This is a genomic window from Ralstonia sp. SA306 (genome assembly GCF_054792405.1).
In genome coordinates this window covers 314483-331479 of the sequence record NZ_CP096451.1, presented here as the reverse complement: position 1 = coordinate 331479, position 16997 = coordinate 314483, and the positions used below count along the sequence as shown (strand labels likewise).

The 16997-nt window shown below is 63.5% G+C and carries 17 protein-coding genes; 15 read left to right on the top strand and 2 right to left on the bottom strand.

Translation table 11 applies throughout. From position 1 onward, the window contains the following. Positions 1 to 2: 2 nt before the first annotated feature. Complete coding sequence (gene mpl, locus M1D44_RS01585) at positions 3 to 1388, bottom strand: UDP-N-acetylmuramate:L-alanyl-gamma-D-glutamyl-meso-diaminopimelate ligase (protein WP_316854218.1); 1386 nt, start codon at positions 1386 to 1388, stop codon at positions 3 to 5. A 78-nt stretch (positions 1389 to 1466) separates the two neighbouring features. Between mpl and M1D44_RS01580 the strand changes: the two genes are divergently transcribed. The 10 genes from M1D44_RS01580 (at position 1467) to M1D44_RS01535 (ending at position 10059) form a co-directional block, all read left to right on the top strand. Next, complete coding sequence (locus M1D44_RS01580; protein WP_316854217.1) at positions 1467 to 2141, top strand: UDP-N-acetylmuramate--alanine ligase; 675 nt, start codon at positions 1467 to 1469, stop codon at positions 2139 to 2141. A 66-nt stretch (positions 2142 to 2207) separates the two neighbouring features. After that, positions 2208 to 2732, top strand: coding sequence for a TlpA family protein disulfide reductase (locus M1D44_RS01575; protein WP_024979127.1), 525 nt, complete (start codon positions 2208 to 2210; stop codon positions 2730 to 2732). A 183-nt stretch (positions 2733 to 2915) separates the two neighbouring features. After that, positions 2916 to 3383 (top strand): type II 3-dehydroquinate dehydratase, encoded by a 468-nt coding sequence (aroQ, locus tag M1D44_RS01570; protein WP_024979128.1) that lies wholly within the window; start codon positions 2916 to 2918, stop codon positions 3381 to 3383. 142 nt (positions 3384 to 3525) lie between these two features. After that, positions 3526 to 3990 (top strand): acetyl-CoA carboxylase biotin carboxyl carrier protein, encoded by a 465-nt coding sequence (gene accB / locus M1D44_RS01565; RefSeq protein ID WP_024979129.1) that lies wholly within the window; start codon positions 3526 to 3528, stop codon positions 3988 to 3990. A 136-nt stretch (positions 3991 to 4126) separates the two neighbouring features. Continuing rightward, a complete protein-coding gene (gene accC / locus M1D44_RS01560; protein WP_024979130.1) occupies positions 4127 to 5494 on the top strand; it encodes an acetyl-CoA carboxylase biotin carboxylase subunit in 1368 nt (455 codons plus the stop codon). Further along, entirely contained in the window at positions 5491 to 6387 is an 897-nt protein-coding gene (gene prmA, locus M1D44_RS01555) for a 50S ribosomal protein L11 methyltransferase (RefSeq protein WP_024979131.1), read from the top strand. The genes accC and prmA overlap by 4 nt, the downstream gene beginning before the upstream one ends. 96 nt (positions 6388 to 6483) lie before the next feature. Further along, on the top strand, positions 6484 to 7932 hold the full coding sequence (locus tag M1D44_RS01550) for a DUF3426 domain-containing protein (protein ID WP_316854216.1): 1449 nt from the start codon (positions 6484 to 6486) through the stop codon (positions 7930 to 7932). A gap of 121 nt (positions 7933 to 8053) precedes the next feature. Beyond that, positions 8054 to 8554, top strand: a complete 501-nt coding sequence (gene tpx / locus M1D44_RS01545) for a thiol peroxidase (RefSeq protein ID WP_024979133.1) — start codon at positions 8054 to 8056, stop codon at positions 8552 to 8554. A 92-nt stretch (positions 8555 to 8646) separates the two neighbouring features. Next, the gene (locus M1D44_RS01540) at positions 8647 to 9582 is read left to right on the top strand and encodes a carbohydrate kinase family protein (protein WP_316684811.1); all 936 of its coding nucleotides are present in this window, start codon (positions 8647 to 8649) and stop codon (positions 9580 to 9582) included. A 9-nt stretch (positions 9583 to 9591) separates the two neighbouring features. Further along, positions 9592 to 10059 (top strand): outer membrane lipoprotein, encoded by a 468-nt coding sequence (locus M1D44_RS01535; RefSeq protein WP_316854215.1) that lies wholly within the window; start codon positions 9592 to 9594, stop codon positions 10057 to 10059. 253 nt (positions 10060 to 10312) lie between these two features. Here the strand turns inward: M1D44_RS01535 and M1D44_RS01530 are convergent, their stop codons facing one another. Then, the gene (locus tag M1D44_RS01530) at positions 10313 to 10888 is read right to left on the bottom strand and encodes a histone H1-like DNA-binding protein (protein WP_004632965.1); all 576 of its coding nucleotides are present in this window, start codon (positions 10886 to 10888) and stop codon (positions 10313 to 10315) included. 992 nt (positions 10889 to 11880) lie between these two features. Here M1D44_RS01530 and M1D44_RS01525 point away from each other — a divergent pair. The 5 genes from M1D44_RS01525 (at position 11881) to M1D44_RS01505 (ending at position 16948) form a co-directional block, all read left to right on the top strand. Beyond that, the gene (locus M1D44_RS01525) at positions 11881 to 12069 is read left to right on the top strand and encodes a hypothetical protein (RefSeq protein WP_112183628.1); all 189 of its coding nucleotides are present in this window, start codon (positions 11881 to 11883) and stop codon (positions 12067 to 12069) included. A gap of 561 nt (positions 12070 to 12630) precedes the next feature. Then, the gene (locus tag M1D44_RS01520; protein ID WP_316854214.1) at positions 12631 to 13428 is read left to right on the top strand and encodes a collagen-like triple helix repeat-containing protein; all 798 of its coding nucleotides are present in this window, start codon (positions 12631 to 12633) and stop codon (positions 13426 to 13428) included. A 132-nt stretch (positions 13429 to 13560) separates the two neighbouring features. After that, positions 13561 to 14673, top strand: coding sequence for a collagen-like triple helix repeat-containing protein (locus M1D44_RS01515; RefSeq protein WP_316854213.1), 1113 nt, complete (start codon positions 13561 to 13563; stop codon positions 14671 to 14673). Positions 14674 to 14739: 66 nt separating this feature from the next. Continuing rightward, positions 14740 to 15195, top strand: coding sequence for a DUF2147 domain-containing protein (locus M1D44_RS01510; protein WP_024979138.1), 456 nt, complete (start codon positions 14740 to 14742; stop codon positions 15193 to 15195). A gap of 205 nt (positions 15196 to 15400) precedes the next feature. Continuing rightward, the gene (locus M1D44_RS01505; protein WP_024979139.1) at positions 15401 to 16948 is read left to right on the top strand and encodes a methyl-accepting chemotaxis protein; all 1548 of its coding nucleotides are present in this window, start codon (positions 15401 to 15403) and stop codon (positions 16946 to 16948) included. Positions 16949 to 16997: the final 49 nt, after the last annotated feature.

Below are 16997 nucleotides of genomic sequence, written 5' to 3'. Positions count from 1 at the left end.
GATCAGCCGGCGGTACCGACGCGTTCAGCCAAGGCGTTCAGCAGCTTCTGATGTACGCCGCCGAATCCGCCGTTGCTCATGACAAGGACATGGTCGCCTGGGCGCGCTGTAGCAGTGACGTCTGCGACTAGAGCGCCCAGATCAGAGAATGCCTTCGCGCGCTCCCCCAGCGGTGCCAACGCGCCAGCCAAATCCCAACCGATTGCATCGCGGCCATCGGCTGCCCCGTAAGCGAAGACTTGATCTGCTCCAGACAAGCTGTCCGGAAGCGCCTGTTTCATCACACCTAACTTCATGGTGTTTGAACGCGGCTCCAGTACCGCGAGAATGCGCCCCTTCCCTACGCGACGGCGCAGTCCCTCGATCGTCGTGCGAATGGCAGTCGGATGATGGGCAAAATCGTCGTAGACGGTCACATCATTGACGGTGCCGCGTACTTCCATACGGCGTTTCACATTTTCGAAACGAGCCAGGCTTTCAATGGCTTGAGCAGGCGGCACGCCGACGTGACGAGCGGCGGCAATCGCCGCCAGCCCGTTCATGCGGTTGTGATCGCCCTGAAGCGCCCAGCGGACCCGACCCTGCGGTTGGCCATTGAAAACCACGTCAAAGCTATCGTCTTCACCCAGGTTCGCGATTTCCCAACCGAGGTCGCCTTCTGCGCCGAATTGCTCGACTTCCGACCAACATCCGCGTCCAAGTACACGCTTCAGACTATCTTCGCGACTATTGACGAGCAGGCGGCCTTGACCGGGCACGGTGCGCACCAAGTGGTGAAATTGGGTTTCGATTGCCGCAAGATCGGGAAAGATGTCGGCGTGATCGAACTCCAGGTTATTCAATATGGCAGTACGGGGGCGGTAATGGACGAACTTGCTGCGCTTGTCGAAGAAGGCCGTGTCGTACTCGTCGGCCTCGATGACGAAGAAGTCGGATTCCGTGAGCCGCGCCGACAGCCCGAAGTTGCACGGCACACCGCCCACCAGGAAGCCAGGGTTGTAGCCTGCGTCCTGCAGAATCCAGGCGAGCATCGACGTGGTGGTCGTTTTGCCATGCGTGCCTGCCACGGCAAGCACCCATTTCTGACGCAGTACGTTGTCACCCAGCCATTGCGGGCCGGAAATGTAGGGCAGATTGCGATCCAGGATGGCTTCCATCAGCGGATTGCCACGGGAGATCACGTTGCCGATGACGTACAGATCGGCGCCGATGGAGAGCTGTTCGGGGTCGAAGCCCTCAATCAGCTCGATACCTTGCGCCTCGAGCTGGGTGCTCATCGGCGGGTAGACGTTGGCGTCGCAGCCGGTGACGCGGTGACCGGCCTGGCGGGCAATCAAGGCAATGCCGCCCATGAAGGTGCCGCAGATTCCAAGGATGTGGATATGCATGGGAGCCATCTCAACTTCGTTGCGCCGCATTGTACCTGCGGCTTCAGGCCGGCCCGCGCGCTTCAGTAAAATAGAGCCATGTCCAAACGCCCCACCCTCGACCCCGCCCGCGTGCGGGAGGAAATTGCCATCACCGCCGCTCGCATGATCGCGGAAGACGGCGCCGACTACGCCACCGCCAAGCGCAAGGCTGCGCGCCAAGTGCTCGGCACGGAATCCCGCGCGCCCGGCGAATGGCTGCCGGACAATGAACAGGTCGAAACGGAAGTCCGCGAATACCAGGCGCTGTTCCAGGCCGAATCCCAGCCGCGCGTGCTGGCGTTGCTGCGCCGCATCGCACTGCTGCTGATGGAAGGGCTGGCAATCCATCACCCGTACTTGGCGGGCGCGGTCTTCAACGGCACCGCCAGCGAGCACTCCGACATCCACCTGCAGGTCTTCTGCGACAGCCCGAAGGATGTGGCGATCTTCCTGCTCAACGCCGGCGTGGATTTCGACACAACAGAGAGCGCTCACTTCGCCGGCCGCGACGAAGTGGAAACGCTCAGCTTCCTATGGCGCGGCCAGTGGCCCGCGGGGGCCGAATCCCGGGAGCTTGCGCGCGAGCTGCGCGCTGAAACAGGCACGCCTGTCGGCGTCCACATCGCCTTATACGACATGAACGATGTGCGCGGCGCGCGGCGCGCAGACGCCACCGGCAAGACCCAACGTGGCGACGCGGCGGCGGTGCGTGCCCTACTGTCGCAGGGGTGACCGGCCGACAGGAGTACAATCCCGCACGCTCCGCCTCTGTCTATATATAGAGACCTCCGCAAAACCATGTCCCGCCGTACCACTCTGATTGCCCTGTTGATCGCTGGCCTGCTTGCCGCGGCGGCGGGCGTCTATTTCGGACATCGCGCCACCGAGCCCAAAACGCCGGCTGACAATGCCGTCACCGCCTTCTACGGCAGCAAGCTTCCAGACGCCAATGGCGCGCCCCTGGATCTGGCAGCTTTTCGTGGCCAGCCGGTGGTGATCAATTTCTGGGCACCGTGGTGCGGTCCTTGCGTGGAAGAAATGCCAGAGCTGTCCGCGCTGGCGCAGGAGCAGAAGGCCAAAGCAAAGTTTGTCGGCATCGGCATTGACTCGGCATCCAATATCCAGACGTTCTTGAGCAAGGTACACGTCACATACCCGATCGCGGTGGCGGGCTTTGGCGGGACAGAACTGGGCCGTCAGTTCGGCAACGAAGTCGGCGGCCTTCCGTTCACTGTGATTCTCAATGCACAAGGCGAAATCACGTTCCGAAAGATGGGCCGCGTGCATCCGGACGAACTGCGCGAGGCTTTGCAGCGCACGTGAATATACAAAAACGTCATATGACGTTCATGTGCACGCAACTCCCCTTCTTCTGCGGCCAAAGCGTAGGCAGCGCCCTCAGGATCGGTGAAAACACCGATTTCTCAAGACTTTTTTGACAAAAACTAGACAAAGCATTCTAAGTTGCTGTAAATTGCGCCCAACTTCGCTCAACCGGTCAAAACCGTGGCTGATAAACCCATCGCCAAAGCGCTTCGCAACGTGCTCGTACTGCACGGCCCGAACCTCAATTTACTGGGGACGCGCGAGCCGGAAGTCTATGGTGCAACCACCCTTGCCGACATCAACGCCGCCTTGGTCGAACGTGCCACGGCGCGCGGCGTGACGCTGGCGCACTTCCAGTCGAACCATGAAGGTGCGCTGGTTGACCGCATCCACGCCGCCAAGAGCGAAGGCATTGAATTCATCATCATCAATCCGGCCGCCTACACGCACACGAGCGTGGCCCTGCGCGACGCGCTGGCCGGCGTGGTGATCCCGTATATCGAAGTACATCTGTCCAACGTGCATCGTCGTGAGCCGTTCCGCCATCATTCGTATCTGGCAGACCAGGCGGTGGGCGTGATTTGCGGACTGGGCTGGCGCGGCTATCTGGCGGCGCTGGACTTCGCAATTGACCAACACGGCGGCTGATCAGCCGTCTTCTTCCTTTTATTTCAACTACTTAACCAACGCAACGACGCCAGCGCCTGGAGCGCCTTTGACCGATGCGCGGCTGAAGAGCCATTCGCGCGCATCCACTGCCCCAGACCGCCGACGCTGCAGGAGAACGTTCATGGATTTGCGCAAGCTGAAAACGCTGATCGACCTGGTAGCCGAATCGGGCATTTCGGAACTCGAAGTGACCGAAGGCGAAGGCAAGGTCCGCATCGTCAAGTCGGCGCCACAAGTGATGGCGCCGATGCAATATGCGCCGATGCCCATGCAGGCTGCACCGGCCGTCGGCGCACCCGCCGCCGCTCCGGCTGCCGTCGGCGCCGAAGCTGCTGCCCCGGCCCTGCCGGCTGGCCACATCGTGACGTCGCCAATGGTCGGTACGTTCTATCGCTCGCCCTCGCCGGGCGCGGCCGAGTTCGTCAAGGTGGGCGACACCGTCAAGGAAGGCCAGACGATCTGCATCATCGAAGCGATGAAACTGCTCAACGAAATCGAAGCGGACAAGGCCGGCGTCATCAAGGAGATCCTGATCGACAACGGCCAGGCTGTGGAATACGGCCAACCGCTGTTCGTGATCGGCTGATCTTCCGGCATCTCACCGACTCTCATCGTGCGGCGCGCAGCGTGCCGCATCCGAGCGCGAGCCGGCGCACCCGGGCTGCCACTGTGCGCGGCCCAGCCACAGCGCCCTCGCCTCTCCTTTTTGTAGCGAGAACACGATGTTCGACAAGATCCTGATCGCGAATCGCGGCGAGATCGCTCTTCGCATCCAGCGCGCCTGCCGCGAACTCGGCATCAAGACCGTGGTGGTCTATTCCGAGGCGGACAAGGAAGCCAAATACGTCAAGCTGGCCGACGAAGCGGTGTGTATCGGCCCGGCACCGTCGCCGCTGTCGTACCTGAACATGCCGGCCATCATCTCGGCCGCCGAAGTCACCGATGCCCAGGCCATCCACCCTGGCTACGGTTTCCTGTCGGAAAACGCCGACTTTGCCGAGCGTGTGGAGCAATCCGGCTTCACCTTCATCGGCCCGACGCCCGAATCGATCCGCCTGATGGGCGACAAGGTGTCGGCCAAGCAGGCGATGATCAAATCCGGCGTGCCGTGCGTGCCGGGCTCGGAAGGCGCCCTGTCGGAAGACCCGAAGGAAATTCTGGCAACGGCCAAGAAGGTCGGCTATCCGGTGATCATCAAGGCGGCTGGCGGCGGCGGTGGCCGCGGCATGCGCGTGGTTCACACCGAGGCTGCGCTGATCAACGCCGTCAACATGACGCGCGAGGAAGCTGGCCGTGCCTTCGGCAATCCGGAAGTCTATATGGAGAAGTTCCTGGAGCATCCGCGCCACGTGGAGATCCAGATCCTGGCCGACCAGCACCGCAACGCCGTCTGGCTGGGCGAGCGTGATTGCTCCATGCAGCGCCGCCACCAGAAGGTGATCGAAGAAGCGCCGGCACCGCACATTCCGCGCCGCCTGATCGAGCGTATTGGTGACCGCTGCGCCGAGGCCTGCAAGAAGATCGGCTACCGTGGCGCCGGCACGTTCGAATTCCTGTACGAAAATGGCGAGTTCTACTTCATCGAAATGAACACGCGCGTGCAGGTCGAACATCCGGTCACGGAAATGATCACGGGCGTCGACATCGTGCAGGAGCAGATCCGTGTGGCGGCCGGCGAAAAGCTGCGCTTCCGCCAGAAGGACATCGTGCTCAAGGGCCACGCCATCGAGTGCCGCATCAACGCGGAAGATCCGTTCAAGTTCACGCCGTCGCCGGGTCGCATCACGTCGTGGCACGTGCCGGGTGGTCCGGGCGTCCGCGTGGACTCGCATGCTTACAACGGCTACTTCGTGCCCCCCAACTACGACTCGATGATCGGCAAGGTCATCACGTACGGCGCCACGCGCGAGCAGGCCATCGCCCGCATGCGTATCGCCCTGTCGGAAATGGTGGTGGAAGGTATCCAGACCAACGTGCCGCTGCACCGCGAACTGATGCTCGATGCCAACTTCGTTGAAGGCGGCACCGACATCCACTACCTGGAGCACCGTCTGGCGCAACAGGAAGTGGCCAAGGGTGGCGGCAAGTGACGTACCGCGAATGCGTGCTCGAAGTGGCGCGTGACGACGCCGAAGCGTTGTCCGAAGCCCTGTTTGATCTCGGCGCACTGTCGGTCTCGGTGGAAGACGCCGATGCCGACACGCCCGAAGAGCAGCCGCTCTTTGGCGAGCCCGGCCACGAGCCAACACGCCTGGCGTGGAACCGATCGCGCGTGGTTGCGCTGCTCGCTGACGATGCCGACCCAGCACTGCTGGTGGCAGCCGCGGCCAACGAGATCAACCTGACGCCGCTGCCCGCGTACACCGTGCGCGAAGTCGAAGAGCAGGACTGGGTTCGCGTCACGCAGTCGCAGTTCGAGCCCATTCATATTGGCGAGCACATCTGGGTCGTGCCGTCTTGGCACGATGCGCCAGAGCCCGATGCCGTGGTGCTGGAACTGGACCCGGGCCTCGCGTTCGGCACAGGCAGCCACCCGACCACGCGCCTGTGCATGGAATGGCTGGAGCAGCACGTGCAGCCTGGCGAACGCACGCTCGACTACGGCTGCGGCTCGGGCATCCTGGCCATCGTCGCCAAGAAGCTGGGCGCCGGTGAAACCGTCGGTGTCGACATCGATCCCAACGCGGTGGAAGCCTCGCGCTACAACGCCGAGCGCAACCACGTCGAAGCCACCTTCGCTCTGCCCGACGACGCACCGGAAGGTACGTTCGATCTGGTCGTCGCCAACATCCTGTCGAACCCGCTCAAGCTGATGGCAGCCATGTTGTGCGCGCGCGTGCGCCCGGGCGGCCGGCTGATTCTCTCGGGCGTGCTCGAGCGCCAAGCCGAAGAAGTGGCCGCCGCGTATGCCTCGGTCATTCCACTCACCGTGTGGCGTGCACGTGACGGCTGGGTCTGCCTGCACGGTGTGAAGCCCGCGTAATTTCAAGGTATTGCGCGCCAGTGTCGCCTGCAAAGGTCGACGCTGGCGCCGCTGTCTGCAATACTCGCGCGGTCGGCATTTTTCTCCTCGTCCCGCATGGCAACTGCGCCACAAGCTGCGCCACGTTTGGCCGCCCGCTGTCCCAACTGCCAAACCGCATTCCGCGTTGTCGCCGATCAGCTTCGGCTGCGCGGCGGGCTCGTCCGTTGCGGCCGCTGCAATCACGTCTTCGATGGCCGCGATCACCTGATCGAGCTTGGCGCCGTGCTCACGCCTGCGGCGCCGACCGCCGAAGCACCGCAGCCACAGCAATCGCCGGAACACGCCGCGCGCATAGCGCCGCTCTCAACGCCCGCCACCGCTGAACCGGAAACGCCCGCGGCGCCGCCTGCAGCAGAGGACGATCACGGCTTCGGCATGACGCTGATCTGGGAAGAAGACGTTCCAGAAGAAGGCATCGCCGAAGTGCATCTGGGGGAAGTTGAAGGCGCAACACCCGCGCCCGACGTGCAATCGACTGCGCCGGACACGCGCCCGCTACCGGACGAGGCGCCAATCGAGCACGCTGCCGAGCTTGCCGCCGAGCCCGCACAGCAGGCACCGCAACCCGAACCGCCCGCCGCAACCGCCGATCCCGCCGATCCATTCCACGGTCTGCCTCCCATCCGCGACCTCGACGACGAGGAAGACGCGTTCGCCGCCGCCGTGCCCAAGCAGCCGTCGGCAGACCTGCCGGTAGAGCCGGCCATCGCGCCCCCGGCACCTCCGGCAGCGGCACCGTCCACGCCGGCAGCCGTCGCATCCCCGAAGCCCGAGGCGGAGAAGCACGATTCGGTCTGGATGCGCCACGAAACCGATCCGCACACGCTTTTTGCGCCGGTGCCGCGCCGCCATGGTCAAGCACGTCGCACGCAAGCCGAGCCGACCGGTCCGGCACCGCAGCGCACGCTGACCGGTGCTCCACGTCCGCGCAAGGCGCGTGGGCCGAATCATGGTGTCTCTGCCGCGACGCTGGATTTTCTGCGTGCCGCGCAGGCCCGCGAGCAGGCACGCAAAACCACCGGACGCCGTGCCCTCGCGCGCATCGCGATCGGCTTGCTGACGGTGCTGGCGGTGGCGCAGATGCTCTTCCTGGCGCGCGCCGAGATCGCGCGCCGCGTGCCCTCCACACGCCCGATGTTGGAAGCCCTGTGCCAGCCACTGCGCTGCACGATCGCGCCGCCGCGTGATCTCGATGCATTGCAGATCGAATCCTCGCAACTGCAGCGGCAAGAAGGCGATGCATCCGACCAGTACGTACTGACGGCTACGTTGCGCAACCGCGCCGGCGGCCCCATCGCCCTGCCGGCCATCGAGCTGGTAACAACGGACCTGCAAGACCAACTGCTCTCGCGCCGCGCGCTGCTGCCCACCGACTACCTGAACCCGACCGACAGTGCATACAGCAAGTCAGGGCTGCCCGCCCGCGCCGAATTACCGATTCGGGTACGATTCCAATCCCAGCGCCCGACGGCCAACTACCGGGTCCTGATTTTTTACCCCTGAATCTTCACCCCTGGCTTAGAGCCGCTAACAAGACCCTGCCGGCCCGGCGTGCCGACGCAGAGGCCAGAAGGGTCTTGTTAGCGGCTTTTCCCCAACATGTATCAAAGGAAGGAGTAACACCATGGCAAACGTGACCCTTGGCGGCAACCCGATCGAAGTCGGCGGCCAATTCCCGACCGCAGGCTCGAAGGCTCCGGCATTCACGCTGGTCGGCGCAGACCTGAAAGACGTCTCGCTCGCTGACTTTGCCGGCAAGCGCAAGGTCTTGAACATCGTGCCGAGCCTGGACACCCCGGTGTGCGCCACCTCCACGCGCAAGTTCAACGAAGCCGCTGCCAAGCTGGATAACACCGTCGTGCTCTCCATCTCTGCTGACCTGCCGTTCGCGGCCGGCCGCTTCTGCACCACCGAAGGCATCGCCAATGTGAAGCCGCTGTCGACCTTCCGCGACAAGGGTTTCAAGCAAGCCTACGGCGTCGACATCACGTCGGGCCCGCTGGCTGGCGTGACTGCGCGTGCCGTGGTTGTGCTCGACGCCAACGACAACGTCCTGTACTCGCAACTCGTGCCCGAAATCAAGGACGAGCCGAACTACGACGCTGCCCTGGCTGCGCTGAAGTAAGCTGAACTGATTGCATGGAGACCGGCTTCCGGTCTCTCGTTCATCACACGGCCGTCCACTGGGCGGCCGTGTCATATCTGGAGTGCTTCAATATGGCCAGCGTGATCTGCGGCTCGGTTGCCTACGACACCATCATGACGTTCGACGGACACTTCCGCGAACACATCCTGCCCGACAAGATTCACATCCTGAACGTTTCCTTTCTGGTGCCGACCATGCGCCGGGAGTTCGGTGGCTGCGCAGGCAACATCGCCTTCACGCTGAAGATGCTCGGCGGCGACCCCATCATCATGGGCACGGTCGGCCAGGATGCAGGCCCGTATCTGGACTATCTGCAGAAGCTCGGTATCTCGACAGCGCATGTCACGGAGGTTCCGGACACGTTCACCGCGCAAGCGATGATCACGACCGACCGAGACAACAACCAGATCACCGCGTTTCACCCAGGCGCGATGAGCCATTCGAGCATCAATTCGGTCAAGAATGCGCTGCCAGCCAGGCTCGGCCTCGTTGGCCCCGACAGCCGCGAAGGCATGCTCCACCACGCGAAGCAATTTGCCGAATCCGGCGTGCCGTTCATCTTTGATCTGGGCCAGGCAATGCCGCTGTTTGACGGCGCTGACCTCCGCCACTTCGTTGAACTCGCCAGCTACGTGGTGGTCAATGACTACGAAGCGCAGGTCATGCTGTCACGCACGGGCTACAGTGCGGCAGAACTTGCGCAGCGCGTCGAGGCTTACATCGTCACGCGCGGGGAAGAAGGGGCGGAGATTTACGCCGGCGGCAAGCAGTACACTATTCCGGCCGTGCCGGCCGAACGTGTGGTCGACCCGACCGGTTGCGGCGACGCGTTCCGCGGCGGCCTGCTCTACGGCATCGAGAACGGCCTGGATTGGGACACCACCGGCCGCCTCGCCAGCCTGATGGGCTCACTCAAGATCGCTTGCCAAGGCCCGCAGAATCACGGCCTGCCCGTCGACGAAATTGCGCGGCGCTTTGAATCCGCTTTCGGGTACCGGTATCAATAAGGAATCAACATGCAACCCATCTATCGCATCGGCGCCGCGACTCTGCTGGTCGCCGCCCTTGGCCTGCAAGGCTGCGCCATGGGCACCAACTCCAACAGCGCTTACACCTCGGGTCAGGCGCAGCGCGAGCAGACCGTGCGCTTCGGTACGGTAGATTCCGTGCGCAATGTCGTGATCGACCGTGAACAGACCGGCGTTGGCACCATTGCCGGCGGCGCGATCGGCGGCATCGGTTCGGCAGCAGCCATCGGGCGCGGCAACGGCTCGGTGGCGGCGGGTGTGCTCGGTGCGATTCTCGGTGGCGTTGCAGGCAGCGCGCTCGAGGGTCAGATGAACAAGCGTCCGGGCCTGGAAATCACGGTCAAGCTCGACAACGGCGAGTACCGCGCGATCACGCAAGACGCCGACGAGGCCTTCCGCCCTGGGGAGCGCGTGCGTCTGCTCTCATCGGGTGGCGTGACGCGCGTCACGCACTGATCGACAACGCTCGGCCGATAGGCCGAGGGCTTTATCGGAAACACCGCATCGGCATCGCGCCGGTGCGGTGTTTTTTTGCCTGCGAGAAACGTATGCGCGATGCTCGGGGCAAGAAAAAGCCCGCCGAGGCGTGAGCCGATCGGCGGGCGGTGCAAGACACTGAGGTCTTGCGGACCGGATACGCAGTATCCGATCAGGTGGGCGCGACTTGCGCGCCGCTGTGGTCCCGGAGGATCACCGTCGTAAGAATGACTTACGGACGGTTGCCGGTCGGGAACGGCCATGCCGCAGCCGGATTCAGCGCGGTCTTGGCAGCGGGTGCAGCAGGTGCAGCGGCCGGAGCAGCAGCGGGCTTGGCGACAGCCTTCTTCGCGGGGGCCTTCTTCGCAGCAGGCTTGGCAGCAGCCTTCTTCGCAGCCGGGGCCTTCTTGGCGGCAGCCTTCTTCGCAGCAGGCTTAGCAGCAGCCTTCTTCGCAGCCGGAGCCTTCTTGGCTGCAACCTTCTTCACTGCAGCTTTCTTGGCCGGAGCCTTCTTGGCTGCAACCTTCTTCACTGCAGCTTTCTTGGCCGGGGCCTTCTTGGCTGCAACCTTCTTCACTGCAGCTTTCTTGGCCGGAGCCTTCTTGGCTGCAACCTTTTTCACTGCGGCCTTCTTGGCGGGTGCCTTCTTGGCAGCGACCTTCTTAGCTGCAACCTTCTTGGCCGGGGCCTTCTTTGCGGCCGGAGCAGCCTTCTTTGCAGCAGCCTTCTTGGCGGCCGGAGCCTTCTTCGCAGCGGCCTTCTTGGCCGGGGCCTTGGCGGCCGGTTTCTTCTTAGCAGCAGTTGCCATGGGAAACTCCTTCAAGATTGGGTATCGAACTATCGAGATTGAGCAACCCGACCGGTCCGATCCCACGATGCATTGGCATCGCCAGACCAACCGAGCGAGCGATTCATCGGCGCACCACCAAACGGCAGTCGCACGCTAATGAATTCGGTAGGAAGATCTGCGACTTGCGCGGCGGAAACACGCAGCAAGTTACACGCCTCGATTGCGCACACAGGCGTAACCGCAGTCGGCCAGACAGATTGCATCCGGCGAGTCTTCATCAATTGAGAGGACCGGGGCATCGTGGCCACACCGGTCGAAATCTGATCTTGCGCGAATCGCTGCGTGGACCGCAAAGCCGCGTGCAGCGTGACTTTGCAGACAGCGAAAAACTGGAGAGCGCGCGTTTTCTTTTGGGGGTAGTACGCCCATCCCAACGGGGGGATCGCAGAGACGGCACCGAGTTCGAACAGCCCTGTCGGCGTGGCGTGCATCAAAGTGGTTACGCTCCTCGACTACCTTTCACTTGCCGCTTGGAACTTCATCGTCGTTGATCGCGCGAAGCTTCCTTGCATCGAAGTCAACGTCTTGTCAAGGCGAATCATAATTCGTTTGCGCGGTGATGTTAAGAGATTTATGCAAAAAGCGCGGTGAGTTTTGGTGAAGGATTGCGCTGCGTCTGTGCGTCGCTGCGATTCGATTCGCGCATGCACGCAGATCGATCTCGCGAAGGCGCATTTTCTTGCGTCGTGACATCACGTTACGGCGTTGCTCCACGTTGACACACGCGCCCCGCAAACCCAGTGGTCATGCCGGTTTACAGCAACACGCGATGTTGTGCGCGTGTGCATCGTGAACACACGCACGCGCCTTGCGCGCATTCGGCATCGTCGTGCGCACCGACGTGCGAGCTGCGCGATGCGTATCGAAAAAACCGATGCGTAGATGCGACAACGCGTGCGAATTTTTCGCGCTCAACACGTCGATACACACGCAATCGATGCAGTCGACACATGCGCATCGACGTGTTCAACGTGTCGACGACACTGCTGACACGCATCTCGAACACCGTCGATGCGCGCCGCGCGAAGTCGATGCGATTGCGATGGTCAACAGCGTGCATGCAGGTACCGCAAGTCGCGTGCCGCGCATCCGATGCGCGAGGTGTTGGCGATAGGGTCGACACATCGATGCGTGCGTGAGCGCGAATCGCATCGACGCATGCGATGTTGGTGCCAATGCATGCGACACCCGCGCCCAAGCGTGACGACGCCGAACTGCTGGCGAGCGCGACCGCGCGATCGCGACATGCGCTGCGCAAAACCAATCGTCGATCGCGGGAAAACCCTGCTCAGCAACCGCTGAAAAGTTCACGCAACTGCGTTTGAAACGAGGCTGTTTTACGACGATAGAAGGATTGTTCTACGGCGATCCACAGGCGATTTTTGTTGCGGCTTTTCTACCCGAAGATTGGCTTCCAGTGTCGTTTCATTCGAAATCAAGTGCGTGAATTGCTGCAACCGCATATTTGGGTGTCAGGTTGACGCTGATTGTCATGCCATTCGGTTTCACTTCACGATCCGCTCACCACATCAGCACGGCATCGATCGGGCGGTGTGGCACGGGCCTCGCGCGTGGCACGTGACAAGACAGGGAGGTCGTCGCCAACGCCACAGCCTGGCGAAGACAAACCCGACGAGCAAAGAGCGCAAGACAGAAGGGGTCCAACACAAGCGTTCTGTTCTGAGTAGTGGAGGCACAAGATGCGCGATCAAGCGTTCTTGTCGAAATCGAATCCGCCGAAGCGCGGAGTGTTCCAGCAGTGCGTGCTGGCGACGGCATCGCTCGTCGTGTTGGCCGGCTGCGCGAATTCGGGCAGCGGCGACATGGGTACGTCGCTGGGCGGCGGCAGCGATTCGCAATCAAAGCCTGCGATCGCGGCATCGACCTCGCCCACGTGGTCGAACGACAACGGCAGCAATGCAACGGGTAGCACCGGATCGACCGGCAGCACGCCCATCGCGACGCTGACCGGCCCCGTCGAGCAGGTGACGACCGCCACCATCACCGCCATCGTGCCGCTCACCAGCACGCTGACTTCGACCACACAAACGCTGGGCGCCGCCACCGGCCTTGGAGCGCCGGTGAGCAACGTACTGGCGACGCTCGGCAGTGCGCTAGGCAGCGAGGGCAGCACGATCACGACGGCCGGCAAGGGGGATGCGCTGGTGTCGACGTTGGGCAACACGGTCGGTGCGCTCGGTTCGCTCACCACCGGGTTGTCGACGATGGTTTCGCCGGCGACGCCATCTGCCGCGGGTGGTGCGCCGGGTAGTGCGCTAACCGGTGCACTCGGTGGTGCTCTGGCGCCGGTCACGACGGCAGTCGGTTCGCTGACGGCGGGCTTGCCTGGTGTCAGTGCGCTTGGTTCGGTCGGCGCGGTCAGCAGTGGTGGTACGGCCGCGACCGGTCCGCTGGGCGGATTGGGCAGCGTTGGTACAACGGTGGGCGGGTTGGTTGGCGGTGTGCTGTCGGGTGTGACATCCGGCGTGCATCACTAGCCACTGCTCTGTAGAACTTTCTTTGCATTCGACAGCAAACGCAGGCGGATGCTACCCGCTGGACGCCAGATGCGCGTTCTTCTGACCCGGCGGTGACACGCGGTACGGGCCGCGCTTACAAGGAGACTCACCATGAAGATTCAGAACCCGCTCCACACTTCTTCTTCCGCTTCGTTGTCCGCCGTTTCGGCGTCGCGCACCCTACTGGCAGCAGCTGCCGTAGCCGTGCTGACACTGGCCGGTTGCGCTTCGGGCGGCAACCCGAACGGTGATACGACGCCCTCATCGTCGGCCAACAACAATCCGGGCGCTGTGCCGGTCGGCAACGTGGCCAGCAGCGGCGGCAACGTGGTCACTCAGACGGGCAAGACCGTCAGCGACCTTGGCACGACGATCAGCACGGCGTCGGTGCCCGTCATCGGCGGCACGGCAGCGCAGAAGGATCTTGGCGCGACGGTCACCTCCACTGGCAATACGGTCCAGACGTTGGGTGCGGGCATCAGCAACGGGCTCGGCAAGATCGGCTCGACGCCCGACCCGGTCGGCACCACGGTGCAGAGCTCGGGTGACGTGATCCGCTCCGCCGGGGTGACGGCAGGCAACGCAGGGCAGACCATCTCGGATCTAGGTGCCGCTGGCAGCCCGCTGGCGCCGCTGAATCCGGTGACTTCGCCGGTGGGCAGCGGTGTGTCGGCGCTCGGGCAAGTGCTGCAAGGTGCGGGCGGCCTGGCCACCATCGCCACGTCGAGCGGCCCGGTCCAGCAGGTCACGCAGCAGACCAGCAACGCGATCGTGCCGCTGTCGTCGCAGGTGGTGAAGGGCACGCAGACGGTCGGCAGCACGACCATGCTCGGTGGCCCGCTGGCCGGTGCACTCAACACGGTCGGCGGCGGCCTGCAGAGCGGGGGGGCGCAAGTCGGCGCGGCCGGCGGCAACCCGCTCACGGCAGACGTTGGCGGTGTGGTCGGCGCCGTCGGCGGCACGGTAGCCAGCGCCGGTGGCCTGGTCAACGGCAGCAGCAGCGGTTCGACGAATCCGCTGGCGCCGATCACGGGCGCGCTCGGTGGCGGCCTCGGCGGTGGCAGCAATCCGCTGGCGCCGGTAACGAGCGCACTGAGCGGCGCAGCCGGCAGCAGCAACCCGCTCGCCCCAATCACGAATGCGCTGGGTGGCGTCACGAACGCCGCCGGCACCTCCGGCAGCAATCCGCTGTCACCCCTGACCGGTGCGTTGAGCGCGCATTGATCCCTGCGCCGACATCATCGATCAGCCCTCACCGATTTTTTTGACTGACAACAAGGAGACTCCACAATGAAACATACCCCCCACTCTCTCGCGCGCCTGGCTGGCGCACTGGCCCTCGCACTGGCAGCCGGCAGCGCTTTCGCGCAAGTCAGCCCCGCCGGCACCTGGAAGACCATCGACGACAACACAGGCAAACAGAAAGGCGAGGTGACGATCGTCGATAACGGCGGCACGTTCTCGGGCAAGGTCAGCAAGATCCTGGTACCCGGCGACGAGAACAAGACCTGCACCAAGTGCACGGACGACCGCAAGGACCAGCCGATCAAGGGCCTGACGATCCTCACGGGTCTGAAGGCGGACGGCAACAACAACTGGGATGGCGGTCAGATCCTGGACCCGGAAAACGGCAAGGTCTACAGCGCCAAGATGTCGCTGTCGGAAGACGGTCAGAAACTGAATGTGCGCGGCTTCCTGGGCATCAGCCTGCTGGGCCGTACGCAAACGTGGATTCGCGAGCAATGATCGCCCACTGATAGCGAAACCTCCCAACGCGCGGCGGTGCCCCTCCTTGTGGATGGGCACCGTCTCTTCGGGCGCCGGTGCAAGCCGGCGCCTTCTTTTTGCGGAAATCCGCACACTGCGCGCACGGTATCTCCACTAAAGAAGACAACTCGATCGCCGTTACACCGTTGCGGAGTCGTCAAACAATAAGTGGAGAAAACGCGACATGCGACAGTGGACACTCAAAGCAAAGCTGCGCCTCGCGCTGGCCCTGATGTGGCTGGGGCTGATCGGCGTTGGCATCTGGAGCGCGATGGAGACCCGCGCGACCATGCTCGACGAACGTAAGGTCGGGCTGCAGAACCTGGTGGACGCCGCCGAAGGCGTCGCCAAGCTGTATCACGGCCGCGCACAATCGGGTGCCATGAGCGAGGCCGATGCCAAGAAAGCCGCGTTGTCGACGCTCGCCTCGATGCGCTTTGGCTCCACCGGCTACCTGTTCGTGGTCGATTCGCAGTTCATCCTGCTGATGCACCCGACGCTGGCCGACATGGTCGGCAAGAGCACCGCAGGCTTCAAGGACCCGACCGGCAAACCGGTCTACCCGACCATCGTCAACGCCGCCAAAGACAAGGGCTTCGGCTTTGCCGAATACCAGGGCCGCTTGCCCGGCAGCGAGACCGCATTGCCGAAGATCGGCTATGTGAAGCACTTCGCGCCGTGGGACTGGAACATTTCTAGCGCCGTCTTTCTGCAGGAAGTGGATGCGGCGTATCGCCACTCGCTCATCGCCAACCTGCTCGTCATTCTGCTGGTGGGCGGCGCGGTGTCGCTGGCCATGTCGCTCATCATCCGCAACGTGCAGCGCGGGCTGGGCGGTGAGCCCAGCTACGCCACTGAGGTCGCACGCCGCATTGCCGGCGGGGACCTGGCCGTGCACGTGCAAACCCACACCGGCGACCGCGACAGCATGCTGGTCGCCATGGCGCAGATGCAGCAGCAACTGACCGGCACCATCAGCCATATCAAGACGTCGGCGGACTCGATCGCGAGTGCCACCAAGCAGATCGCAGCTGGCAATGCCGATCTGTCGCAACGCACGGAAGAGCAGGCTTCGTCGCTGGAGGAAACCGCGTCGAGCATGGAAGAACTGACGAGCATCGTGCGTCAGAACGCTGACAACGCGCGCCAGGCGAGCACGTTGGCCGTCAACGCATCGGACATCGCGACCAAGGGCGGCGAGGTGGTCGGCCGCGTGATCGACACCATGGCGGGCATCAACGAAAGCAGCAAGAAGATTGCCGACATCATCGGCGTAATCGAAGGCATCGCGTTCCAGACGAATATCCTGGCGCTCAATGCCGCGGTCGAGGCCGCGCGTGCCGGCGAACAGGGCCGCGGCTTTGCCGTGGTGGCCGGAGAGGTGCGCAACCTGGCGCAGCGCTCGGCTGGGGCGGCCAAGGAGATCAAGGAACTCATCGGCGATTCGGTCGGCCGCGTAGAAAACGGCACCACGCTGGTGGCCGAAGCGGGCAGCGTGATCGACGAGGTGGTGATCGCGGTCAAGCGCGTGACCGACATCATGGGCGAGATCAGTTCGGCCTCCGAAGAACAAAGCTCCGGCATCGAGCAGGTAAACCAGGCCGTGAACCAGATGGATGAGGTGACGCAGCAGAACGCCGCGCTGGTCGAGCAGGCTGCGGCCGCTGCGCTATCGCTGGAAGAACAGGCACAGGTGCTGCGGGACGCGGTGGCGTCGTTCCGCACCGCCTGATCGCCGAGACTTCACGCCCGATTCCCCAACGAGGGGAGGGGCGCCGCGC